Below are 23825 nucleotides of genomic sequence, written 5' to 3'. Positions count from 1 at the left end.
CCATTCGAGGAAAAGTGGCAAATTAATCATCCGACCGGATCAGGGAATAAGCCGCTGACCAGAATCTCCATTTGTTCAGCATTGCTGAACCGCCATTCACTCACATTAACGGAACTGTCACACGCTCCACATGACGCATCATCATCCAGCTCAGGCGGATAAGCCGGTGCTGCGGCAAATCCGCAGCCGGACCGCCCACGCAGACACTCGCACGTACCTCTCCGTTTTCCCGCCACGGAACCGCCACGGCACTGAACCCCGGGCGATACGCTTCAATATCCAGCGCATAGCCCCGCAGACGTACTGCCTCGATACGCGCCAGAATACCGGTATCCAGCGCATTGGCCCGTGTACTCAGCACGCGCTTACCCAGCCCTGGCACGAAAGCCAGAAACACCAGCCCCACGGCTGAGCCTTCCAGTTTTTCACGGGGATGGACCCGCGGCATCTGACCATCCGGAGCAGCGGGGTCAAGAATATCGAGATATGTCGCCTCATCACCGCCGGGAACCGCCAGCCAGACTATGCAGCCACTGTCACGGGCAATCGCCTCCAGCGCGGGGCGCATCCGTTCCCGCAGTGCATTATCGTCTCCTGCAATGCGCGCGAGATTGAGAATGCGGCCGCCAAGATAATACCGCACATCTCCCGGACGACGCTGCACATAGCCAAGCTGATCCAGTGTCTGCAGAATATTATGAACCGTCGTTTTTCCGAGCCCGGAAATGCCTGCAATCTGCTGCAGCCGTGCCCGTCCGCCTTCCTGCGCGATGATCTCCAGAATGGCGGCCGATCGCTCAATCGACTGAATCAGTCTTGGCGGTTTCCCCACGCGGTTCCCCTTCTCTTCATCGGGCTGGCTTTCCGGACAGACACTATCCGGAAATTCAGCATTGCTGAACATATGGTCATAACCGTCGTGGCGGCGCACTTCGCTAAAAACCCTGTACGGCTAAGGCTTTTATCACTTGCCGCACCAGGGACAGATCATTCCGGGCATTTAGTCATGATGATCGCCCGTCTGTTCTGAAGCCAGACAACCGATGACGGAAAAGGCCGCCGTTTTACGGACCGCACCGCATTTCGCCGTCAGGGCGAACCTGATGAGGTCGCTTACGTCATCGTCTTTCTCGCCAGCAGCGCCGCAAGTTACGTGACGGGGGCCACCACCATTACCGTTGACGGCGGAACAGACACCTCAAGCGGATAACCACCGATGTCATAAATATCCGAAGAGAAGGTCTCGCTCAGCAAGAGCTCCCTCGTGCTCTGAAATGAGACAGGGTTCCGGACGCCGTCTGAGACTGGCTTCAGGTTTATGCCGCTGACCTCAGCCGTCCGGACAGGAGTGAACGCGATCCCTGTGGGAAACGTGCGGAAGGCGAACTGCCCCCTGACCGCGCGGGTACATCAGGAGGCGTCAAATCCATGGTTATGGACAAAGCTTCAGAAGACGCAGCCCAAGAGACATTCAGTATTACGCTAGGGCGAACATCCTCTGTCGGTCGCAAACCGATTCTGATCCTGGTCAGTGAATCGCCTGCGAAGGCCATCGCGCGGCTGCCAGCTGCAGTTCCGCCCGGAAGCCTGGCCAGCGCCCCTGAGTCAGCGCCTCCAGAGACGGCGTCGGCAGGTTCAGCCGGTCCGCATATGTCCACAGATAGGAAAAGGCCTGAGCCACATATGCCCGGGTCTGCGGATTAGGCAGCCGCTCCATATAAAGCAGCGGATCGGAGGACGCGCCGCTGCCCGCCTCCCAGCGTGAAATCGCTCCTGGTCCGGCATTATAGCTCGCCAGCAGACGGATCAGATCACCACCCTCAGGCGTCGTCCGGACAGGATCATCCTGTGCTGTCGAACCGGAGGTCAGATGGGCCAGATACCGGACATAACGCTGCCCGATTTCAAGGTTCAGTCCCGGATCATGCAGGACCTGAGGGGACCCTGTGAAGCGATCTGCCTGCCCTGTCACAAACCCGGCGGTCACCGGCTGAATCTGCATCAGTCCGTGGGCTCCCGCGCCCGAAACCGCCTGCGGATCGAAATTCGATTCCAGCCGTGTCAGCGCGTAAACCAGCGCCGGGTCGACCGTGAAACCATGACGCGGATGCAGCGCCGGCAATGGAAGCTGCTCGCCATGTCGCCCCGATGCCTGATCCATCGTCTGGATCGAATCCGCCATCTCAAGCGCCAGATCATTCAGACCTGCGGCTGCGGCAACAAGCTGCATCGAGCGGGCAAGAGGCGCGTCATGCATGACTCTGGGCCAGTACCGGCGCAACGCCATCTCTGCCCGCCCCTGCTCACCCACCTGCAGCAGGGCAAACACCCGGTTGCCGACAGGCGTCGCGGCGACCGCCTCAATGTCGATCTCCGTCAGAACCGGCATCGAAGGCGCCGTGTCCGCCACCATCTCAAGATCAGCATTCTGAACGCCACTGTCCTGTGCTGCGTGACGCGGCACCCGGTCCAGCATCCGCTGCGCCAAGAGACCGTAAAAACTCGCCCGGGACACCAGAGCCCGCTGCAGCCAGGGCCGGAACGCACTCAGCTCGCCCAGCTCCTGATGACCGCGTGCTGCCCAGAAGGCTGCTGCTGAAATCAGTTCAGGTGTTACAACAGGCGCGCGTGACGCCGTCTCAAACAGTTCGACCGCTTCGGTCCGCCGGGCCAGATCCCAGGCCGCCAGGCCACCGATATAAGCCGGAAAGCCGACACGGCGCTCACCGCGAGCAAAGGCGTCCCGGGCGATATTCAGTGCGTCTTCCGCGTTTCCGAGGCTCAGCAGCGTCTGCGCCACCTCGCCGCCGAGCTGCGCTGCATAAGGCGCTGTCATCCCCGGCGTGATGGCGATCAGATGCATGGCGCTCTGCGCGCCGCGCACACCTGTCGCAGCCCGCTCCTGAACCGTTCGGTCCAGAAGCGCATTACGGGTGAACGGATGCCCGGTCAGCTCATTGACAGCAGCTACGGCTCCGGTTCCGCCCAGCATCGCCGTGGAGGGCGCCGCCGGCAGGGTGCCCCGGTCAGACATGGCGGACAGCCTAGAGAAAATCGCCGGAGCATCCGCCATATCCGAACAAGTATTAAGCCAGCGCCGCAGTTCGCCTGCCGTCGGGCGATAAGCGGGGCTGATAAACCGTTCAGCCATGATATCAGCCAGCAGGGTCGTGTCAGTCAGCCGTGTCGTGCTGCTCAGCGCTTCGCCGAACGCTCCCTGCCGCTGAAGACGAAAAATCGACCGGACCAGAGTCGCCATTTCCGGCGACAGCGGCCGCGGGAGGGCTACAACGCCATCATCGCCCGGCATCCCGCCAGGAGCCTGCATTGGCAGCCGCGGTATGGCCATGGCAAATTCCTCGCCTGGCCGCCCATGACCGGCAGACGCGCCATTCAGTGACCGCTCACTCGAACCACTCCCGGTCCGCTGATTACCGTCATCCGACGGACTGAAGCCCTGAGCAGCAGGTCGCGCGCTCGCGACGGAAGCACCCGTCAGAAGCGCCGCCCCGGCAAGCAAAACTCTGGTGGCTATGGAATGGGATATTTGTCCAATGGCTCGCATGGTGGCGGGGGTCTAGGAGTTCCCGCGTGAAAAAGCAAGCGTTCTTAAAATTACCGCAATTCAGTCCGCAGGAAAGATCAGTGCCGGCTCCGGTCAAAGCATTGAAATTCCGCAATTACCACACATCAATAGAAAATGATGTCAAAGCATTCCGGTAACTTAACTTGCAGTATTATTCCATGATTACGTTACCGGCACTCCTCGTCCCATCCAGTGTTACTGCCAGCAACAAAAGATCACCCCATATCTCCCGGCGTGCCGCGGCACTCGCCCGCAACTGGAGCGGGTGTCTGATCGCCAGTGCGGCACGCTGTGGACCCCATTCCGGGTCCCATGTGGTTGTCCGCCATGCGCCGCGCAGACGTGCCGGATTCATCGACATTCCGGCCGTTGCATCCGATGACGCAGCTCCGAGAACCATCCGCGTCGCCAGACCGCCGCACAGCAGCAGACGTTCCGGCCGGTACACTGCGATACTCCTGAGAAGCAGGGGCAGACAGGCCGCAACCTCTGCGGGTGACGGTGCACGCCCACCCGGGGGACGCCACGGAACAGCCGATGCAAGCACCAGTTGCTCCCGTTTCAGTCCGATACTCGCCAGCATTCTGTCCAGCAGCGATCCTGCAAGCCCGGAGAACGGCAGGCCGCTCCGGTCCTCGTCCTCATCCGGCGCATCACCGATCACCATGAGCCGTGCTCCGACCGGACCACAGGGCAGCACGGAATGGGTCGCCGTGCCGCGCAGCACGCATCCGTCAAAACCGTCAATGACCCGTGCGAGTGCTTCAGTGGAGTCCACGCCGGCAAGATCAGCCGCAGCCAGCGGACCGGACGGAACCGGAGACGGACGCTGAGAGGTCGGACGTGACGAACCCGGATAACCAGTAGCGGAAGGGAGCTTCGGATCCGCCATCCGGACATCGTCCGTCGTGGCCTGCCACACACCCCGCATCGCGGCCTCTTCCGCGTCGTGGCCCTGTATGACCGGCTGGCCCGTCTCCTGACGAGCTGACATCCGATGCGCAAGCTCCGCCGCCGATTCCGCGAACCGGTCATGCGGCACGTCGTCAAGATCGACGTCGATTCCCCATTCAAGCTGGAGTCGCAGAATCTCCCGTCCTGTTCCGATATCCATTACGTCATCCATCACATCTGCGGACCAGAACCGGCTTCAGACCGGGTTCACCATCACCCCCGGGCACCAGCATCAGCCGGTCACCGGCGCGAACCGATCCGCCTGCCGTCTCCCATACACCATATCGTCATCACCCGCTGATACGGTGCCCGTGTGTCCGATACGTGGCGACCGCGATCGTTTGGCTCATCACGCCGCGCGGGTTACACGTTCACACATTGTTGGATTCACGGCAGCATCCCGCCGACCACAGCGGGGAGTCGCCATCCGTCACCCGGCTCAAGCACTTTCTCAGGGGTAATCAGGATATATGTCATCCCGTCCGGTCCTGCCCGTCCTGCTGCTGACCTCTCTTTTGTGCGGCCCCCTTATCCCTTCCGGACAGGCCTCAGCCGGTGCCGTTTTCCGTCTTGCAGCAGTCACTGGCAAAACGACGGCGGGCGGCGGTACCTCCGTCACGCCGGCAAGCGCCGCTACGACCGCACCAAAGCTTCCGGTAAGCCCGGACCCGGTCGACGCTCCGGATTTTCTCGTCGGTCTTATTGCCGCCCGCTCGGACGATTACGCCACTGCCGCACGGGCCTTCAGTTCCGCCCTGACCAGAAACCCGCATGATCCGGAAATCGCCCGCCAGGCATTTACCCAGAGTGCTCTGGCCGGTGATCCGAATGCCGTCGCCCTCGCACATGAAAGTGTGAAGCATCCTGGCGGACGCACGGTTCTCACCGCTTTCGTCATTGGCAATGATGCCGCCCTGCATGGACGCTGGGAAGAAGCCGCCAGCGCTTACAGGGTGATGCCGAATGACGCCCTTACACGCATCCTGGCGCCACTGCTCCAGGCATGGTGCCTTGCCGGAGAGCATAAAGGCACGGATGCCGTCCGGCTGCTTACGGAGCCTGCGGTCAGTGCCTCACCCGCCATGCCGTTTTATCTCGTCCATGCCGGGCTTATCGCCTCGCTGAGTGGTGATACCGTGCTTGCCGGACGCCTTTATGACGATGCCTGGCATCAGATGCCGGGCCGCGATCTGCTTCTCACCCGCGCGCGAGGAAACTGGCTGTGGCAGTCTGGTCGTCAGACCGAAGCCCGCGATCTGATGCGGCAGATGACCAGTTCCGACACTGCCCTCTCCATCGCTGCTCCGGAACTGCAGGCTGCTCTTACAACGCCGCCGGTCACGAGCGCTGTCCAGGGCCTGGCGCATGCCTATCTGCTTGTCGCTTTTCTCATGCATCAGCAGGCCCAGCACGCTCCGGAAGGTGAAGGCGCACAGCAGATCAATGTCGCTTCGGCCATGATGCTCCGTATGGCCCTTACCCTTGATCCGCAGATGGCCATCAGTCGCCTGATGCTGGCTGAAATCGAACAGGATCTGGGGCATAAGGACGTCGCGGCGACGGTTCTCAGCGGTATCTCTCCCGCCGACCCGCTGATCCGCGTCGCCCGGTACCGGCGGGCTCTGCTCGACGATGCGCTCGGCAATACCGCCGCAGCCCGGAAAACTCTCGAAGCTCTCGCGCATGATGAGCCCGGACAGGTTCTGCCGTCCCGCGCCCTCGGCACCCTGCTCTTCGAACAGAAAGACTGGCCCGGTGCGATCACGGCATTCAGTCATGCTATTGAGGCAGCCCGCGCCGCCCATACTCTGGAATGGACGCTTCTCTTCGAACGCGCGGCGGCCTGGGAACGGACGGGTGACTGGGCAAAAGCCGAAGCCGATCTTCAGGAGGCCCGGAAAATGGTTCCGGACGAACCTCTGCTTCTGAATTTCCTTGGTTATGGCTGGATTCAGCGTGGCATGCATGAAAAGGACGCCATCACACTTCTCGAACGCGCCCTCTCTCTGGACCCGGATGACGGCGCCATCCGGGACAGTCTCGGCTGGGCCCTCATCCGCACCGGCAATCTGAAAAAGGGTTCCGAACTCCTCGAACAGGCTGCCGAGCAGACCCCGCTCGATCCTGAAGTCAATTACCATCTCGGTGTCGCTTACTGGGATCTCGGCCGTAAATCCGAAGCCATCGACCAGTGGAACGTCGCACTCGGCCTCAAACCCGAACCCGATGATCTCATCCGTCTCCGGAAAGCTCTCGCCTTCGCGGAAGCCTCTCCGAAAGCCGGCACGATACCGCTGGACGATACGCCCGCCACGCCTGGGAAATAATAACGCCGGAAAAGGACGGTTTCAGGCAGGTGTCGCGGAGAACCACAGATTTTCACCGGTGCCGGATTATCCGTTCCCCTTTGTCCTGTTCCCTGTCTCTGACGTTATACTGCCTGCACAGCACAGGAGAACTCCCGTGAGCGCAGCCGATCCGGAACCCGTCCTGACACATCCGGACAAACGCCTCTGGCCTGGCATCACGAAAGCCGATCTTGCCGCTTACTGGCAGACGATGGCGCCGGTCGCCCTGCCCGGCATCGTCGCGCATCCGCTGGCGGTTCTGCGCTGTCCCAACGGAATCAATGGACCACGATTCTTTCAGAAACATGCTCACGCTGCGCTGCCGGCGGCAGTCCGCTCAGGCACTCTGCTCGGTCAGCCCTATCTCGCCATTGATGACGCCCGGGGTCTGCGGGCCATGGCCCAGATCGCGGCGATCGAACTTCATGCGTGGCAGGCCACGGAACACGATCCCGAGCATCCCGATCGTCTGGTGCTCGACCTCGATCCCGGCGATGGGCTGCCTTTTTTCAAAGTCACCGAAGCGGCGCATCTCGTGCGCGATCATCTGACCCGTTATGGTCTCACCTCCTTCTGCCGGACAACAGGGGGAGACGGACTGCATGTCGTGGCTCCGCTTTCCGGCGGTGCCGGCTGGGACAGCGTGCGGGAGTTCGCACATGAAACGGCCACCACACTGACACAATCTTATCCGGCACTTTTCGTCGCCACACCACGCAGGGAAGCCCGGCGCGACCATATCTTTCTCGACTAGCTGCGCAACGGTCCCGGCGCAACGGCGATCGCCACCTGGTCGCCCCGCGCCCGCCCCGGTGCCACGGTCGCAACACCGCTGACATGGGAGGAAGTAAACCCCGGTCTCGATCCACAGATGTGGACGCTGCGCAGCGTGCCGGCACGGGTGAAAGCACAACCTGCTCCCTGGGCCGGTTACAACGATATCACGCAGAACATCTCCTGACAGAAGCCCTCTTTTCACCCCTCCATGTCCATCATATCGTCGGCGACATGAAATATCGCAGTCCCCGACATCTCCTCCTCGTTTTCGCCACAGCCCTTGCGACGACGGCCGCTCACGCAGCTCCTTCACTGGACTCGCTTGAAAAATCCCATTTCGATGCTGAGTGGGCCGCCAGCCCCGTCAGCGCCACAATGCTCGGCCTCCATATGGCCGACGACCGGCTTGACGACCTGTCAGCCAGGACCGTCAGCGCACAGACTTCCCGGCTGCACCGTGAACGCGATGCCCTGACAGCACTGAACGTCTCGTCTCTCCCGCCACGCAGGCAGAACGACCGCGATATCCTCATCGCGGACATTGACAGGGAGCTCATCGAAAACGAGCGTGTCCAGTCTTTCCGGCACAATCCGGACACCTATATCAGCCTCGCCACCAATGCCCTCTACAGCCTTATCGACCGGGATTTTGCTCCGCTTCCGGTCCGCATGAAAAACGTTATCGCCCGCGAGAAGCAGATTCCCGCCATGCTGGCGACAGGCGAAAAACAGCTGCAGCAGGTTCCATCCATCTTCATTGAAATCTCGAAGGAAGATCTCGACGGCGCCATCAGTTTCGTCCGTGACAATGTCCCGGCGGCCTTTGCGGAGGTGAAGGACAGCCGGCTTCAGAACCAGCTTAAAGCCACCACGCAAACCACATTGCGGGCGCTGGAAACGTTCCGGACCGCTCTCGGCGCCATCAGACCCTCCGGCACGTTCGTTCTCGGTCCGGATACCATCCGCGCCATGCTCGCCGCCGACCTTGTCGATGAGCCTCTGGAGACAATCATTGAAGCCGGAAGAAAACAGCTCAGGCAGGACCAGGCCGCCTTCAGCGAAACCGCCCGCGTCGTCGATCCCACCCATCCCGATCAGGCACTTGAAACGGTCCGTAAGGACCATGTCGCCGCCGATGCCCTGAATCAGCTCGTCCGCAACCAGCTCACTGACGCGCAGACATTCGTTCAGTCTCACGCCATCGTCACGCTGCCCGACACAAGCCTGCCGGACGTCACTGACACACCCGGCTTCGAACGCTCCCTGATCACAGCGGCGACCGACTGGCCCGGGCCGTTTGAGACAAAGGCCACAACCTCATTCTATTACGTCACTCCGATCGACCCGAAACTCAGTCCGGCAAAGGCTGAGGAATCGCTTGAAGACGACAATACGGCTTCCATGCTCAACATCACCGTGCATGAAGCCATGCCGGGCCACTTCGTCCAGGGTCTTTATCTCCGCGCGAACCCGGAATGGTCCCTCACCCGTAAAGCCGGCGCATCCTACGCCACCACCGAAGGCTGGGCGCATTACACTGAACAGATGATGATCGAGCAGGGTTTTCATGCCGGAGATGCCCGTCTGCATCTCGCCCAGTTGCAGGATGCGCTGCTGCGCGACTGCCGCTTCCTCGCTTCCTTCGGCATGCACACCCAGGGAATGACTCTCGATGACGCCACAAAGATGATGCAGCATGAGTGCTTCCAGTCTTCCGTTATGGCCTACAAGGAAGCCCGGCGCGGCACAGCCGATCCCGGTTACTATTCCTATCTGCTCGGCAAACTCATGATCCTGCATCTGCGTGGAGACATGCAGAAAACACAGGGAAAAGACTTCTCACTTGAGAAATTCCATGATGCCCTGCTCGAAGCGGGCCTTGTCCCCATGAAAATCATCCGTCGTGAGCTGACCGGAAAAGACGCGCCTATGCTCTGAATATCAGACCGGAATGAAGCGGCGCTGGCAGTGCCGCGCTGCTTCATTTTTATTGTCTGTCTGCCTGCGCCGGAAGAGCCCCAATGAGCTCTTCATCCTTATGCGCGGCAACAATATTGCTACCCATTAGCAATAGTTTTCCGATGTCTTCGTGCAAAGCGGCCGGTCACAGGCACCGCTCTGATTTCAGTTTTACTCGCCCGCTACCCGGACCCTCAGCAAAAGTATGCCGAACCCGACGAAAATTCCGCCTGTCACCCGGTTGAACAGCCGTTTCATCTTTGGCCGCACCAGAAACCGTGACAGCGACCGTCCTCCGAACGCGTACACGCCATACCAGAACATCTCTGCCAGCATGAACGTCACAATCAGTATGGCAAACTGCGGGCCATGTGGTCGGGCCGGATTCACGAACTGAGGCAGAAAGGCAGCCGCGAACAGAAGCAGTTTCGGATTACTGATCCCCACAGCGAAGCCGCCCCGATACAGCGTGGCAACGGAGAAAGATGGCGCCAGCGTATCCGTCCCGACATCCACCGGTGCGACTTCTGCCCGCCATGCCTTTACGCCAAGATAAATCAGATACGCCGCGCCGCCATAAGGCAGGATCTCAAACGCCGCAGGAACTGCCAGCAAAAACGCGGTGAGCCCGATCGCCGACGCCAGCAGGACGACCCCCATTGCCGACAGACAGCCCAGCATTGCGATCACCGACCGCTTTACCCCGAGTTCCACACTTCGGGCCATGATGTGCAGCATGTTCGGTCCGGGAACCGCACACAGCACAAATACGGTCGAAAGGAACAGCCACCACGTCGTCAGACTCATCACACGCTCCATGCAGTCCGGCAGGGACCCTGTCTTGCCCCGGCTGGCACAGCTCCGTTTCTTGGTCCCGGCACCTGTTCTGCGCTAAGACCCCGCTGCCCCAGACCGGGCCGGGCAGAACAGCAGATCGGAACGCATCGTGAGCCTCAGCGAAACCGCACACGCCAAGATCAATCTCACCCTGCATGTAACAGGCAGGCGCGCCGACGGATACCACATCCTCGACAGCCTCGTTGTATTTCCGGATGCCGCCGATACGCTGAGCTACGTCCCCTCCGGCTCTCCTCTTTCACTTGAACTCACCGGTCGCTTCGGTCAGACACTCGCCGGCGAGGCCAGTGATGACAACCTCGTCATGCGTGCCGCCCGTCTCCTTGCCGACGGACGCGACGTCGAACAGACCGGGCGCCTCATTCTGGAGAAAAACCTGCCTGTCGCATCCGGCATTGGCGGTGGGTCAGCGGACGCTGCGGCGACGCTTCGTCTGCTTGATCGCGCCTGGGAACTTAATACACCAACGGAACGCCTCCACAGCATCGCCACCCGTCTCGGAGCGGATGTTCCCGTCTGCCTGGCACAGAAACCTGCTCTTATGGGTGGGATCGGCGAACAGCTCGCCCCGGCCCCGATCCTGCCGCAGTGCGGAATGATCCTTATCAACTGCGGAGAACCCGTTTCTACTCCGGCAGTTTTCAGAGCCCGCACCAGCACATTTTCGTCCGCCGCCACCTTTCCTGCTGCCTGGCCGGACGCGCGGGCCATGGCCACTGACCTCAGTCACCTGACGAATGATCTCGAAGCTCCGGCCTGCGAAATCTGCCCCGCCATCAGAACGGTTCTCACAACCATCGCAGCTCTGCCCGGATGTCTGCTCTCCCGCATGAGCGGCTCCGGCGCGACCTGCTTCGGTCTGTTCGTCTCTGCTGAAGCCGCACGTGCTGCAAAGGACAGGCTCGGCAGCAATCCCGCAGCCGAAAGCTGGTGGATCCATGCCGGCTCTCTCTCCTTCTGACTGCGATCCTTTTGTAACAAAAATCCCGGCGCACATCCGGCAAACTGGCACATTTCGCTAATTTCCTGCATGCTGAGGCATACGCCATGAGAATGGCGTCCCCTGATGCGTGAGATGCCGTGTTATAAACGGTGCCTCAAATGAGAATGGTAATTTCATGGCCAAAAGCCAGAAAACGACAGAGCCTCACGTTCACATTGAGCCCTCCGAAGACAGAAGCCATGCGACGCTCACACTGACATCGGGGCGGAAAAACATCTCGCTGGAGATGTCTCTCTCCGATATCACAAGCCTCATCAGCGCTCTGGGCGCCGTCCGGGCCGGTATGGTCGCATCCGCTCCTCCACCGCCCATCGAAGGCGTCAATGTCTCGCCGGTCCGCCGTACCAACTGGGCTCTCCAGCTCGACCGGGACGCCCAGGGCTCCGTTCTCGCTTTCCAGCATCCGGCCTGGGGACCGGTCGGTCTCATGCTGACTCCGGCCGATTCAACCCGGCTGATTCAGGGCCTCGAACTGCACCGCAAACTCAACGAACACACCCGGAACACATCTGGCCCGGCGAACTGACAGCACGCCAGGACGCTTTGCCGGAAGAGCACCACACCAGGACAGGTGAACGGACAGACATAATGCCGTGTGTCTCTGGCGGAAGCGTTCAGTTCCGGATGGTTTATGAATAAAGTCGTTTTGCCACCCGTTCCATCGTCAGTCCCTGCACCACGATGGTGAACACGACCACGCCGTAGCAGAGCGGCAGCAGCGTATCCCGCAACGCTCCGGCAGGCAGTCCGAGGGCCAGTGCCACCGAAATACCGCCGCGCAGTCCGCCCCAGATCAATACAGCCACGGCCCGCCGGTCCCGCCGCAGGTCCAGCGGCAATACCGCCAGCATTACACTCAGCCCCCGCGCCACCAGCGACAGCACAATCACGGTCAGCATTCCGGCAACGACTCCCAGCCCGGGCGACACTTCCACGATTTCCAGCCCGATCAGCAGAAACAGCAGAACGTTCAGTGCCTCGTCCGTCATGGACCAGAACCCGCGCAGCGCTGCCCGCGATGCATCACGTATCGACCGCTGTCCCAGTTCCGTGGCCATACTCATCCCGGCCACAACGACAGCGATCGGTCCTGACATGTGCAGTGCATGCGCCAGACTGTATGTTCCGGTCGCCAGCGCCAGCGATGCCAGCAGATCAATGTCGTGGTCATGTACCCTGCGCACGAGAGAGAGTGTCACCACCCCGGTCAGCGCGCCCAGGGCCGCACCGCCGCATGCCTCAAGCAGAAACCGCTCGATCACCTCCTGGGTCGTCACATGAGAGGCATCACCGGTCGCCAGTCCGATCGTCGCACCGAACACGACAATCCCGATTCCGTCATTGAACAGGCTTTCTCCAGCGAATACTGCCTGCAACGGGGCAGGCAGTCCCGCCCGTCTCAGCATTCCCACCACGGAAACCGGATCAGTCGGCGCGAGAATGGCCCCGAGAATGACACACCAGGAAAACGGCACCGGAACACCGACGAAGGGCAGCGCTACCCAGGCCGTCACCGCAAGAATCAGTACCGCGAGGATCGTTCCCGCCAGAGCCAGGACCACGACCGGCACCCCGCGTGCCAGCATCATTTTCAGATCAACCTGCATCGCTCCGGCAAAGAGGAGCATTGAAAGCGCGCCATCAAGCAGACTTTTTGGCAGATCGACTGTCCCGAGCACCGAGCGCATGATCGCATGCACGTCATAAACGGGAATGAAAGGCCCGGCCACCAGGAGAACAAGCGAGAACAGCAACGCCATGACCATCACGCCGATGGTAATCGGCAGTCGCAATGTCCAGTAATTCAAAAGGGCGAACAATGTCGATAATGTGAAAAGAAAGCCTAGAATACCAAGATTCGTCATGGTTTCCGGGCCCTTTCACATCAGCCGCGCACTGCTGTTCAGTCCGCCGAAACGCCAGGCGGTCCGGAGCAGCACCGGAGCCGGCGCTGCTTCCGGATTCCGCCTTCAGTCAACGCTTCAGGAGTCCTGACGTTCCCGCTTTCCCACGCCTTTGCGTAACATAAACCCGGCCAGCCCCAGCCCGGCAACACCACCGGCAATCCATTTCACAAATCCCGGAAGCGGCGCACAGAGAAACACTGGCGTCAGAGACGTTGCCTTCCGCGTTTCCTGATCAAAATGTCCATGCACGGAAAATGAGCCGGCAACGCTGGCCTCCAGATCGGATGGTGCGTCCGCCGCAGCCCGAAGGTTCTCCATCTGGGCATAATATCCGAGACGCGCCCGCCTCCGACGCATCATCCGCGGCAGAAACGCGTTCAGAGCCCGCGTCACCTGCCCGCCGAGACCGATCCAGACTTGGTCACAGTCATAAAACGCCGCCCGGCAGATGGCCTCACCGGCGACTTCGGGCTCATAAACCGGCGCCACCGGCCGCAACAGGCGTCCCGTCAGATTCCGTGTCCATCCATAACGCGGCGTGTTGAGCCCGGGCAGATGCACCAGTGCTACCCGGATACGGTCACCGTCATGCAGGAGTTCGGCCCGCAGACTCTCGCAGAATCCCCGGACAGCCGCCCGTGCCCCGCCTTCGGCCGCCTGCATCGGGAGGCCCTGCAGGCGCGGCGCCAGATCCAGATTGACGATCACGCCTTTTCCACGCCGGCGCATCCGCCGCAGCGCCGCCATTGTTCCGTGAACAGTGCCCAGATATGTCACCTCCGTCGCCCGACGCAGTTCAGCCGCGTCCAGTTCGGCTACCGGTCCGATCACTGTTGCGCCCGCGCAGTTCACCCAGAGTGCTATCGGTCCCAGTTCCGCTTCAACATGATCCGCGGCAGCCTCCACAGCAGACGCGTCGCTCACATCGACCGGCACGCACAGAGCTCTTGCGGCCGCCTGCTCAAGCGCTTTCGCCGCTGCCTGCAGACGCACCTCGCTGCGCCCGAGCAAAGCCACGTCAAATCCCGCACGTCCCAGCGCCCGCGCCGTCGCACGCCCCACACCCGCGCCAGCCCCGGTCACGACAGCAATGCTATGCGACATCATCCATCCTCAACTGTCTTAGATCCCACAGGATGTGGCCTTAATCCTGCCCTACAGGCAAGGCCGGCCGGCGCAGACCAGACCGTATCCCGGCGTTACCGCACGATCCGCTCAGAAAGCAGCGAAACACCGTAAAACAGGAAAGCACCGCCGATAATATCAGACACGTAATGTCCGCCAATCAGAATTGTGGAAAGAAGAACGAGTAAAACACAGATAAAAACGACACTGTTAAAAACGGCATTTATTTTCAGAAAGGCCAGTTCCGTCAGCGCCATCACCACATGGAGAGACGGGAAAGCGACCACGCCGCTCAGAGCCGATGGCGAAGCCGCTGAAAGCCGGCGCGAATGCCAGGCCTCGAATGGCGGTCCGTAATCCACTCCGGCTCCGGCGGGAAAATGCTTCATGAGATCGGAAGACAGGTGGTGATACAGAACCGTATCAAGCGCTGGAAAGAACAGGTTGAACAGAGCACAGGTGAATGCCGAGACGGAAAAAATAAAACACATCCTGTAGAGGCCGATCGCATCCTGCCTTAACGCCAGAACAATAATCGTCACCATCATACAGGGGACCGTCAGCCGGTACGCCTCTCCCAGCACGCTGTTAAACGCGTCAAATGGCGCAAAAAAAGTAAAAATATGTTCGGTATGAATCCCCAGATGATGATCCCATCCGTCAAGCCGCGTATCTGCCAGAGGCGCCTCTGTCCGCAATGCCGCCAGTGCTGCAAACCCCGCGCAAAAGCCAGCTGAGATATAGAAAATCAACCCCTGACATGCCAGCGTCAGCACGCGACTGCGCACGATATACGCTGCTATGAAGAGCAGGCCGTATAAAAGAAGAAAGAACTCGGGAAAACCGCGATCAGCGGTCAGTGTCGTCCCGGTCGCAAGGAATACCAGCGCTGTGGCGATGACCAGCGCGCACTGAACAATAATATTGAGTTTCAGCCCATCCACAAACCCGGCCTGTCGGCAGCTTTCCAGTCCGCTTTCTCTACAGAATTCAGGTTTCATACATATTAAAATATACTCGTGCATTCCGGCCCTGACAGTTCCGGAACCCGATCTTTATTTACCGGCAGGTCACGAATTGCCGTTAATTTCATCCATTATCCGCGCAACAATGCGCCCGCTCGTCAGATCCGCCAAGCGCGTCATGACCTCCGCCACATCGTCACAGGGCACCGCCACGACATAGGCAGCCCCCTCCGCATCGAAGGTCTCGGACGCGATCAGCGCCCCGAGACCGGGCAGCCGCGCCCCGACCAGGGCCAGATCCGAAAACGGACAATGAAAGGACAGCCTTGTCCGCTCAACGATTTCCTCCCGCTCCGCCAGCCGCAGACATTCAGCCGCCGTGCCGCCATACGCCCGGACCAGGCCGCCCGCGCCCAGCTTGATCCCGCCGAACCAGCGCGTCACCACCACCGCGACCCGGTCCAGGCCCTGCGCCTCGATCACCTGCAGGATCGGCCGGCCGGCCGTGCCGGAAGGTTCGTCCGCGTCATGAAAGCGGTACTGTGCGCCGGCCTTCCACGCCCAGCAATTATGCCGCGCATCCGGATCGGAGACCTCCTGAATAAAGGCTGTCGCCTCGTCTTCGGAGCCCACGGGAGCCGCCTGCGCGATAAACCGGCTCTTCTTAATCTCTTTTTCGAAAAATGCCCGTCCGGTCAGCGTTTCTGCCATCGCTCCGGATTACTCCGTCCCGCCGCCGGCGCGCCAGATCGAAAGCCGCGCCGCGCCATGCGCGCGTTCGGCCAGAAATTCAGCATTCTCCACCGTCGTATCTTCATCGCGTCCGGTCTCGATGACGATCAGCGCGCCTGGTGCGATCCATCCGGCGCGGGAGAGCGCCGCCAGCGCCTGAGCCGGCAGACCCTGGCCGTAAGGCGGATCGAGAAACACCAGCCCGCAGGGATGCGCGGCCGGTTTCGGCCTCAGCACGCTTCCGGCGAACACCTGCGCTATGTCGCGCATCCGGCATCCGGCGAGATTGGCCCGCAATGCGCCGAGAGCCGGTCGGTCGGTCTCGAAGAACGTGCAGAAGGCCGCCCCGCGAGAGAGCGCCTCCAGGCCCAGTGCACCGGTTCCGGCGAAGCCGTCCAGGACGCGGACGCCTTCGATACAGTCGCGCCCGCCCCAGGGTGCGTGCAGCAGCATGTCGAACAGCGCCTGACGCACGCGGTCCGCCGTCGGGCGCGTTGCGCTTCCGGCAGGCGCTTCCAGCGTCCGTCCTTTTCTGCTGCCTGCAATAATCCGCATCAGAACCAGAACCTTCGTTTCAGTCACAGTCATCCGGGCTCTGCCCGGACCCGGCAGGGACCGCAGGCCCCCTGCCCCCCGTATTATTTAAGCAAGACAGTCTGGCGACCGGCGCAGCTTATCGGCGCTTCGCACCAGCCCCCGCTTCCGCACCCTGCGGAATCTGCGCCTTAATCACCCGCGACTGAACCTCTTCCAGTTCCCCTGGCTGCAGTTCGCCGAGCTGAAAAGGACCATAGGACGTGCGGATCAGACGGCTGACGTGGAGGTTCATGCCCATCATCACCTTTCTGACCTCCCGGTTCTTGCCTTCGCGCAGCGAGACCGTCAGCCAGGCGTTATCGCCCTTGCGGGAGTCCAGCGCCGCCTCGATCGGACCGTATTTCACGCCCTCAAAGACAGAGCCTTTCGCCAGTTCCTCCAGCCGCTTTTCATCGACCACGCCGAACACGCGCACCCGGTAGCGCCGCAGCCAGCCATTGGACGGCAGTTCCAGCCTCCGCGCCAGTGCGCCGTCATTGGTCAGCAGCAGCAGGCCCTCGCTGTTGAGATCCAGCCGTCCGACGCTCACCACGCGCGGCATGCCCTCCGGAAGCGACTCAAACACCGTTTTCCGTCCTTCCGGATCGCGGTGCGTCGTCACCAGACCGTCCGGCTTGTGATACCGCCACAGACGCGTCCGGTCCGGACCGTTCACCAGCTTTCCGTCCACGGCCACGGCATCGACGGGTGTCACGAATGTCGCCGGATGCTCCACGACCTGTCCGTTGAGCGAAACCCGTCGCTCCTCAATCATCCGCTCGACATCACGACGGCTTGCCACACCGCTCCGCGCCAGCCACTTCGCAATCCGCTCGCCCCGCGCGCTGTCCTGCTGCGTTTCTTCACTCATCACCGTTCTCTCCCGGACAAAACTCCGCGTCAGGGCTCTGGACCGTACAACGCTGATGTCGTTCCCATAGAACAAACGCCGTCAACGGTATATGGCGGGCCGGACAGGCAGTTCTCCGAAACTTTGCCTTGAAACCGACAAAGAGACGCGGTCTCTCTGACCCTGGTTTGTTCCGCAAAATGAGGTGCGGAAGGAGCAGAGCCCGTGAGATTATTTCCGGGCTGCGACGACAAACGCCGCAAACAGCGCACGATCCCCGGGATCAATTGAAAACTCGGGATGCCACTGCACTCCCAAGCAGAACGCCGCATGTGGATCCTCGATCGCCTCGATCACTCCGTCTTCCGCCCGTGCCGAAACCACCGCTCGCCCGGGATCACGCACCGCCTGGTGATGCGAGGAATTCACCGCCATTGACGGTCGCCCGACAATCTCTGCCAGGCGTGTTCCTGCCTCCAGTGTCACGATATGCCCTGCCTCATCCCGCGGATTCGGCTGCTCATGCGGCAGCGCATCCGGTATCGCCGCCGTAATATCCTGATACAGCGTTCCACCCAGAACAGCCGCCAGCAGCTGCATTCCGCCACAGATTCCAAACACCGGAATTCCGCGCGTCCGGGCCGCCCCGATCAGTTTCAGTTCTGCCTGTGTCCGGCCCGGCTTCAGCAATGGTGTCCGTTCATCCCGCGCCTCGCCATACAGCGCCGGATCAATATCGAACGCTCCACCGGTCACAATCAGCCCGTCCAGCCGGGATACAGTCTCGTCCGCCAGGCAGGGCGTATGCGACAGCGCAACCGGCAAGCCCCCGGCCTTCACCACCGCGCCCATGTAATTCGCCCGGACCGCATACCACGGAAAGGCCGAATACTGAGCCGGGCTGCCAGGCTCCTGATCCAGTGTGACACCGATAAGAGGAAGGGAAGCATTCATGCCGCTTCCCATAGAACAAAGCTGGACACCGGTATATGGCCGCTCACACTGCTGAAAATGAACCGAAGCTTCTCCCGGGACTAAATACTGGCCTTCATAGATAAAAAGCCTCCTGTGACCGAAACTTCCGGTCACAGGAGGCCTCTGCATAAATCTGAATCCGGACAGAAACAGAAGTTACTGAGCGGTATATCCGCCATCAATGACCAGTTCACTGCCGGTCATGAATTTCGACTCATCGGACGCCAGGAACAGAATTCCATAAGCAATATCGTCCGGCTCACCGAGATGACCGATCGGATGCAGGTCCACGAGCTTCTGCCGTGCTGCCTCCTGATCCGGCGTCTCCCCTGTCAGTCCCTGCACCATCGGTGTCCAGATATAACCTGGATGAACTGAATTCACCCTGATATTATAGCCTGATTTCGCACAATGCAGGGCAGCGGATTTCGTAAACAGCCTTACTCCGCCTTTGCTTGCATTATACGCCGCCAGGGTCGGATCACCGACAAGTCCTTCAATCGATGACAGATTGATGATCGACCCGCGTCTATGCGGTTTCATCGCCTCGACAGCATATTTCGTACCGAGGAAAACGCCATCGAGATTGATTGACTGAACCCGCCGCCAGTCATCGAGCCCGGTACTTTCAACCGTCCCTGTCCAGGCAATTCCGGCATTATTAACCACTATATCAAGCTGACCATACGCCTGAAGAGTCGCCGCAATGGCCTTTTTCCAGTCGTCCTCATGTGTGACATTCAGCTCGGCGAACATGGCCTCACCGCCTGTCGCCTTAATCTCAGCAACAACGGCCTGACCATCCGATACCTTCATGTCGGTTATGACGACCTTCGCGCCCTCGCGCGCCAGCAGTTGCGCCGTCGCCTTGCCAATCCCAAGCGCTGCTCCCGTCACGAGAGCCACTTTTCCTGATACACGTCCCATATCGTCTGTCCTTAAAAAGGCAGGACACACCCCATACCAAGACAAACCGGTTTACAATGACCTGCGTCAAAATCGGAAAACAAACCGATTACACACATTGTATTATAATGAGATAGTAAACATAAGGACGTTCAGCCACCGATGCTTCGAAACACCGATCCCGCAGCACTTTTCAGGGCAAATCCACGCCCGCATCTTTCGATGCATGAACATGCGATCGCATGTGTGCATGAGAAGCTGTCTGATGAAGACCGATATGCTCCGAAGCGGCGAAACCAAGGCCGATCGCAGCAGCAGCCAGAACAAGTGTCAGACTATGCATAACTGTCTCCCTCCCTGCGCCTCAAGGACCTTCCGGACATCGGATCCGCGTTATCGCAATGAGTCCGACGCCATGTTTTCTTACACTGGCAAACATTACAATTTAGGTAACGACGCCGTAACGCATTGTGATCTCCCCGGGTTCCCGGATCAAGGCCAAACTGTGGCGAAAATAATATTTCTGACATGTTCGGGGTCGAAATATTCTCTTCGCCGGCCCCGGAGCTGGTTCCGATGTGTAGCTCGGGCACCATCTTCCCAAATCACAACGAGACTCCTATGCATGTCCCGCCCTCCGGAGCGTCCCAGGGGAACGCCATGCCACCGCCTTCCGATATTGTCCGCAATCCTGGCGGCCTTCGTCCCTGTGCCGGGATGGATCTTGCCCTCAGCGAAGCCCGCGAGGCGGCCCGGAACGGCGAAGTTCCCGTAGGCGCGGTTATTCTCGATGCTGATAACAGACCCATCGCCCGGGCCTCAAACCGCGTCGAGGCCGATCACGACGCGTCCGCCCACGCCGAACTTCTTGCCATGCGCGCCGCGGCACGCGCCCGCGGCACCACACGTCTTGAGGACTGCACGCTGGTCGTCACGCTCGAACCCTGTCCCATGTGCGCCGCCGCCGCCGTCCATTTCCGTATCCGGCGCATCATCTTCGGTGCCTGGGACCCGAAGGGCGGTGGCGTTGATCATGGTCCCCGTCTCTTCGGACAACCTGCCTGCCTGCACCGTCCCGAAACGATCGGAGGCATCAGAGAACGGGAAAACTCTCTGATGCTGAAAGAGTTTTTCAGAGCGCTTCGGCATCACTCCTGACAGCCACGCATGACGAAGCCGCCGGGCTTATGGAATGATCGCAATCACCCTGACGGGAAAACCGGTTCCGTCTTTCACTTTTGGCACGCCAACACTGATCAGTGCCCCTTTTTCGGGGACCTGATCAAGATTTGCCATGATCTCGATCTGATAATGGTCGTGAGCAAGAATATAACGTTCGATCGGATAATCGTTCTTCGTCACCACCACTCCGGGCTCTGTATCGGTGGTTTCATGGCCATTGGCCGTAATATGACGCACCTCGTACAGATAGCGAATCGCTTCCATACTCCAGCCCGGATAATGCGAGACGCCGCTGGCGTCGACATTCTGCATCGCCTTCTGGTCCGCCCAGCGACGCGACCAGTCTGTCCTGAGCGCAACAAACGCCCTGGCCGGAACAGGTCCATTCCGCGTCTCCCAGTCCAGAATATCCTGACGCGTGACGGCATAGTCCGGATCAGCAGCCACCCTGGCATGAACGTCGATGACTGCGAGAGGAAGAAACAGATCCTTCGGCGGAATATTATCCAGCGTTCTGGCGCCGGGAATGAAATGAACCGGCGGATCGAAATGGGTGCCCCACTGCCCCACATGACAGAATTTCTGAATTCTGAAACCGGACTGCGGATAATCGTACAAGGTCGTAACCGTCTCGTCTCCCACATCCCGCCAGTGAGGAATGCCGGGTCCGAAAGCATGTGTCAGATCGACGAAGCGCGCATTTCCGATCAGTTCGTAAAGCTGTTCTGACTTCGCGGAAGAAACCGGACTCCCGGCAGCGCGCTCCGTGATCGCCGTAAACACCAGGCCGGACGCCATGACAGCGGAAAGAGAACGCCACGAGCGATGGAAACGCATTAATATTTTCCCCGAAATCCTGAGGCAGCCTGATCTGCTCAGGGAATCAGTACCACAGACCCGGTCGATCTGCGTCACTCCGGATCAACATGAGCCTGCACAACCTCAAAGAGCGGACGCTGTGTCACGGCATCCGCCTTCAGAGCACCATCCAGGATCTTCCCGAACAGTACCGCTGATCTCCGCCGCAATTCCTGCGGTTCGCGAATAAAATCGGAAAGCTTTGGCCGGGTGGCCCATAAACGCCCCGCGTGCCAGATCGGAAACCCGAAAATCCGTGACCGGTCCCGAAGACTGACCGAAACTGACAAACGTCCCTCGCGTTCTCAGACACGCGAGGGACACCCGCCACGTCGTGCGGCCGACGGAATCATATGCCGCTGCGCACAGTGGTACGCCGGTCAGACGAGTCACGTTCGCGACAATATCGTCACTGTTATAATCGATGACATGCGCATAACCATGGTGCGCGGCCAATGCTGCCTTTTCCGGGCCACCTGCCACGCCGATCGCGACAGCAGCGAGAGAAGCGCGCCATTGTCCGAGCAGCAGCCCGACTCTGCTGGCGGCGGCGTGAACCAGAGCGAACTCTCCCGAACTTACCAGATAGCTGTCGGTAACAAGATACCGGACCGTCAGCCCTTTAAGGAACACTGCAGCCGCTGTCACATCGTCGATCCCGTCCGGAATGCGTACAAGCATCCAGCGCACGTTCGGACCGGTAAGCACCGGTGGCGGATGTATAGACGACCCTGTTTCCCACCGAGATATGTTCAACGCCTCTTCCGACCGCCTCCACGACCCCGCTGCCTCGTTGCCCGGAATCAGGCAGCAATCTGAGCAGGGGTAGAGACCGGAACGATAATAGGTATCAACGAAATTGACCCCGATCGCCGCGTGACGCACCAGCACCTCGCCAGGTCTGGCGGGACCGCTAGCTCTTCCGCCCTGGACAGAACATCGGGGACCACCGGCGGCATCTGCTTTCCGGACAACAACCATATTCAGACCTCCATCAGGAACTGCAGATTGGAAGGACTTTGAAAAGCTTCAGCTGCCACTCTGGTTTCCAGGGCCGTGCCGATCGGGGACACTACCTGATCTTCTCCATCATCTTCCCGGCTGCGCTGCAGCCATATGCTGGTGAATATATTACGGAGAGCCGGTCGCTGCCGGCACCATCGCTCAGTACATTTCCATGGCTCTGCCCAAAGATGTTTTCCTTCATCCGGAGTGCTGTTCAGCAGCAGCAATGCGTGTCCCGGCTGACCCGATTGTCGTCAGACATAGTCCTGACACCCGGTGACTCCTGACCCTGACATCCAGTCTGGAAAGGAACAGCTACCCGGTGTGTCTTCCTGCCGGATCTGACCACGCTATCTTCCCTCCCTGTCCGTTACAGCACTGCGCTGTTATCATCGGCGGAACAGACGACAGCAGGAGGAAAAATTTCATGAACGATTGCGGCAGAAAAACAGTTCTTCTGCCTGCTGTTCTGTCCGTTTTCCTCTGCCAGCCTGCTGCCGCAACCCCGGTCTACGGTGTCAGCGTCCAGGCCACTTTTCCGCACGACCCCCGCGCCTTTACGGAGGGTCTCTTTTTTCAGGATGGTTTCCTCTTTGAGAGCACCGGGCTTGCCGGTCACTCGTGGATCCGGAAGGAAAAACCCGAAACCGCCACCCCTTTGCAGGAAACGCGCCTTGACACACCGTATTTCGGCGAAGGCATCATCACCTGGAAAGATCGTCTTTTCCAGCTCACCTGGCGCGACCATGTCGGCTTCATCTACGATCTTAAAACTCTGAAACCCGAAGGCCAGTTCACCTATCCTGGCGAAGGCTGGAGTTTCACCCGCAACAGTCAGTGGCTCATCATGAGTGACGGCAGTGCGAAACTTCGCTTTATCGACCCGAAAACCCTGAAACAGGTCACGACGCTCTCTGTCACCGCCGATGGCTGTCCTGTCCCGAATCTCAACGAACTGGAATGGGTCAATGGCGAAATCTACGCCAATGTCTGGCTGACAAACCTTATTGCCCGCATCGACCCGAAAACAGGTATCGTCACCAGCTTTCTTGACCTCAGCCACATCGGCCCGCCCCGTACCCGGTACAGCGACAACGTTCTCAATGGCATCGCCTGGGATGCGCAGAAAAAGCGCCTCTTCGTCACCGGGAAACTCTGGCCCAGCATGTATCAGATCACCACAGGCAACCGGAAGACCGGCCAGATAAGCTGCAAAGACCTGACACAGACAGACTGATTTTCATCTTCCGCCAAGCGAA

Annotated in this window: 21 protein-coding genes and 2 pseudogenes; 8 read left to right on the top strand and 15 right to left on the bottom strand. The window is 60.1% G+C overall.

What is annotated here, in order from left to right:
* Window positions 1-100: 100 nt before the first annotated feature.
* The gene (locus GOB93_RS01705; protein ID WP_338422278.1) at window positions 101-832 is read right to left on the bottom strand and encodes an IclR family transcriptional regulator; all 732 of its coding nucleotides are present in this window, start codon (window positions 830-832) and stop codon (window positions 101-103) included.
* Between the two features lie 240 nt (window positions 833-1072).
* On the opposite strand from GOB93_RS01705, the pseudogene GOB93_RS01700 reads away from it, so the two are divergent.
* Window positions 1073-1210, top strand: a pseudogene (locus GOB93_RS01700) (SDR family oxidoreductase); the annotation flags it as partial.
* Window positions 1211-1528: 318 nt separating this feature from the next.
* Here GOB93_RS01700 and GOB93_RS01695 read toward each other — a convergent pair.
* Together GOB93_RS01695 and GOB93_RS01690 are read right to left on the bottom strand one after the other, a co-directional pair.
* Window positions 1529-3565: a transglycosylase SLT domain-containing protein gene (locus GOB93_RS01695; RefSeq protein WP_173581798.1), complete on the bottom strand. Its 2037-nt coding sequence runs from the start codon at window positions 3563-3565 to the stop codon at window positions 1529-1531.
* Between the two features lie 172 nt (window positions 3566-3737).
* Window positions 3738-4712, bottom strand: coding sequence for a uracil-DNA glycosylase (locus GOB93_RS01690; RefSeq protein ID WP_173581797.1), 975 nt, complete (start codon window positions 4710-4712; stop codon window positions 3738-3740).
* A gap of 298 nt (window positions 4713-5010) precedes the next feature.
* Here GOB93_RS01690 and GOB93_RS01685 point away from each other — a divergent pair, with 298 nt between their 5' ends.
* The 3 genes and pseudogenes from GOB93_RS01685 (at window position 5011) to GOB93_RS01675 (ending at window position 9603) form a co-directional block, all read left to right on the top strand.
* Complete coding sequence (locus GOB93_RS01685; protein WP_173581796.1) at window positions 5011-6867, top strand: tetratricopeptide repeat protein; 1857 nt, start codon at window positions 5011-5013, stop codon at window positions 6865-6867.
* A pseudogene (gene ligD, locus GOB93_RS01680) lies at window positions 6767-7849 on the top strand (non-homologous end-joining DNA ligase). Before GOB93_RS01685 ends, ligD begins: the two are co-directional and overlap by 101 nt.
* A gap of 47 nt (window positions 7850-7896) precedes the next feature.
* On the top strand, window positions 7897-9603 hold the full coding sequence (locus GOB93_RS01675; RefSeq protein WP_173581794.1) for a DUF885 domain-containing protein: 1707 nt from the start codon (window positions 7897-7899) through the stop codon (window positions 9601-9603).
* 192 nt (window positions 9604-9795) lie between these two features.
* Here the strand turns inward: GOB93_RS01675 and GOB93_RS01670 are convergent, their stop codons facing one another.
* Window positions 9796-10431, bottom strand: a complete 636-nt coding sequence (locus GOB93_RS01670) for a LysE family translocator (RefSeq protein WP_173581793.1) — start codon at window positions 10429-10431, stop codon at window positions 9796-9798.
* A 139-nt stretch (window positions 10432-10570) separates the two neighbouring features.
* On the opposite strand from GOB93_RS01670, the gene GOB93_RS01665 reads away from it, so the two are divergent.
* On the top strand, window positions 10571-11443 hold the full coding sequence (locus GOB93_RS01665; protein WP_173581792.1) for a 4-(cytidine 5'-diphospho)-2-C-methyl-D-erythritol kinase: 873 nt from the start codon (window positions 10571-10573) through the stop codon (window positions 11441-11443).
* A gap of 157 nt (window positions 11444-11600) precedes the next feature.
* Window positions 11601-12011 carry a hypothetical protein gene (locus GOB93_RS01660; RefSeq protein WP_173581791.1) on the top strand — a complete coding sequence of 137 codons (411 nt, stop codon included), beginning with the start codon at window positions 11601-11603 and terminating at the stop codon, window positions 12009-12011.
* 103 nt (window positions 12012-12114) lie between these two features.
* Here GOB93_RS01660 and GOB93_RS01655 read toward each other — a convergent pair whose 3' ends face one another.
* The 9 genes from GOB93_RS01655 to GOB93_RS01615 all read right to left on the bottom strand — a co-directional run bounded on the left by GOB93_RS01655 (window position 12115) and on the right by GOB93_RS01615 (window position 19864).
* Window positions 12115-13350 carry a cation:proton antiporter gene (locus tag GOB93_RS01655; RefSeq protein ID WP_173581790.1) on the bottom strand — a complete coding sequence of 412 codons (1236 nt, stop codon included), beginning with the start codon at window positions 13348-13350 and terminating at the stop codon, window positions 12115-12117.
* 117 nt (window positions 13351-13467) lie between these two features.
* Window positions 13468-14499, bottom strand: coding sequence for an SDR family oxidoreductase (locus tag GOB93_RS01650; RefSeq protein ID WP_242010473.1), 1032 nt, complete (start codon window positions 14497-14499; stop codon window positions 13468-13470).
* 92 nt (window positions 14500-14591) lie between these two features.
* Window positions 14592-15461: a phosphatase PAP2 family protein gene (locus GOB93_RS01645; protein ID WP_173581789.1), complete on the bottom strand. Its 870-nt coding sequence runs from the start codon at window positions 15459-15461 to the stop codon at window positions 14592-14594.
* Window positions 15462-15587: 126 nt separating this feature from the next.
* The gene (locus tag GOB93_RS01640; protein ID WP_173581788.1) at window positions 15588-16193 is read right to left on the bottom strand and encodes an IMPACT family protein; all 606 of its coding nucleotides are present in this window, start codon (window positions 16191-16193) and stop codon (window positions 15588-15590) included.
* A 9-nt stretch (window positions 16194-16202) separates the two neighbouring features.
* Window positions 16203-16769 (bottom strand): 16S rRNA (guanine(966)-N(2))-methyltransferase RsmD, encoded by a 567-nt coding sequence (gene rsmD / locus GOB93_RS01635; protein ID WP_173581999.1) that lies wholly within the window; start codon window positions 16767-16769, stop codon window positions 16203-16205.
* Window positions 16770-16887: 118 nt separating this feature from the next.
* Entirely contained in the window at window positions 16888-17661 is a 774-nt protein-coding gene (locus GOB93_RS01630; protein ID WP_173581787.1) for a pseudouridine synthase, read from the bottom strand.
* Between the two features lie 210 nt (window positions 17662-17871).
* Window positions 17872-18594, bottom strand: a complete 723-nt coding sequence (locus GOB93_RS01625; protein WP_173581786.1) for a gamma-glutamyl-gamma-aminobutyrate hydrolase family protein — start codon at window positions 18592-18594, stop codon at window positions 17872-17874.
* Between the two features lie 177 nt (window positions 18595-18771).
* Complete coding sequence (locus GOB93_RS01620) at window positions 18772-19542, bottom strand: glucose 1-dehydrogenase (protein ID WP_173581785.1); 771 nt, start codon at window positions 19540-19542, stop codon at window positions 18772-18774.
* Window positions 19543-19714: 172 nt separating this feature from the next.
* Window positions 19715-19864, bottom strand: a complete 150-nt coding sequence (locus GOB93_RS01615; protein WP_173581784.1) for a hypothetical protein — start codon at window positions 19862-19864, stop codon at window positions 19715-19717.
* A gap of 317 nt (window positions 19865-20181) precedes the next feature.
* Here GOB93_RS01615 and GOB93_RS01610 point away from each other — a divergent pair, with 317 nt between their 5' ends.
* Entirely contained in the window at window positions 20182-20679 is a 498-nt protein-coding gene (locus GOB93_RS01610) for a nucleoside deaminase (RefSeq protein WP_408742322.1), read from the top strand.
* Between the two features lie 27 nt (window positions 20680-20706).
* Here GOB93_RS01610 and GOB93_RS01605 read toward each other — a convergent pair whose 3' ends face one another.
* Both GOB93_RS01605 and GOB93_RS01600 read right to left on the bottom strand, forming a co-directional pair.
* Window positions 20707-21540: a cyclase family protein gene (locus GOB93_RS01605; RefSeq protein WP_198912659.1), complete on the bottom strand. Its 834-nt coding sequence runs from the start codon at window positions 21538-21540 to the stop codon at window positions 20707-20709.
* Between the two features lie 105 nt (window positions 21541-21645).
* A complete protein-coding gene (locus GOB93_RS01600) occupies window positions 21646-22242 on the bottom strand; it encodes a zinc-binding dehydrogenase (protein ID WP_173581783.1) in 597 nt (198 codons plus the stop codon).
* A 751-nt stretch (window positions 22243-22993) separates the two neighbouring features.
* Here GOB93_RS01600 and GOB93_RS01595 point away from each other — a divergent pair.
* Window positions 22994-23803: a glutaminyl-peptide cyclotransferase gene (locus GOB93_RS01595; RefSeq protein ID WP_173581782.1), complete on the top strand. Its 810-nt coding sequence runs from the start codon at window positions 22994-22996 to the stop codon at window positions 23801-23803.
* Window positions 23804-23825: the final 22 nt, after the last annotated feature.

The organism is Acetobacter musti, assembly GCF_011516835.1.
Taxonomy (GTDB): Bacteria; Pseudomonadota; Alphaproteobacteria; order Acetobacterales; family Acetobacteraceae; genus Acetobacter; species Acetobacter musti.
Note: the sequence above shows the minus strand (reverse complement) of the source record. Positions and strands in the feature narration are given on the sequence as shown.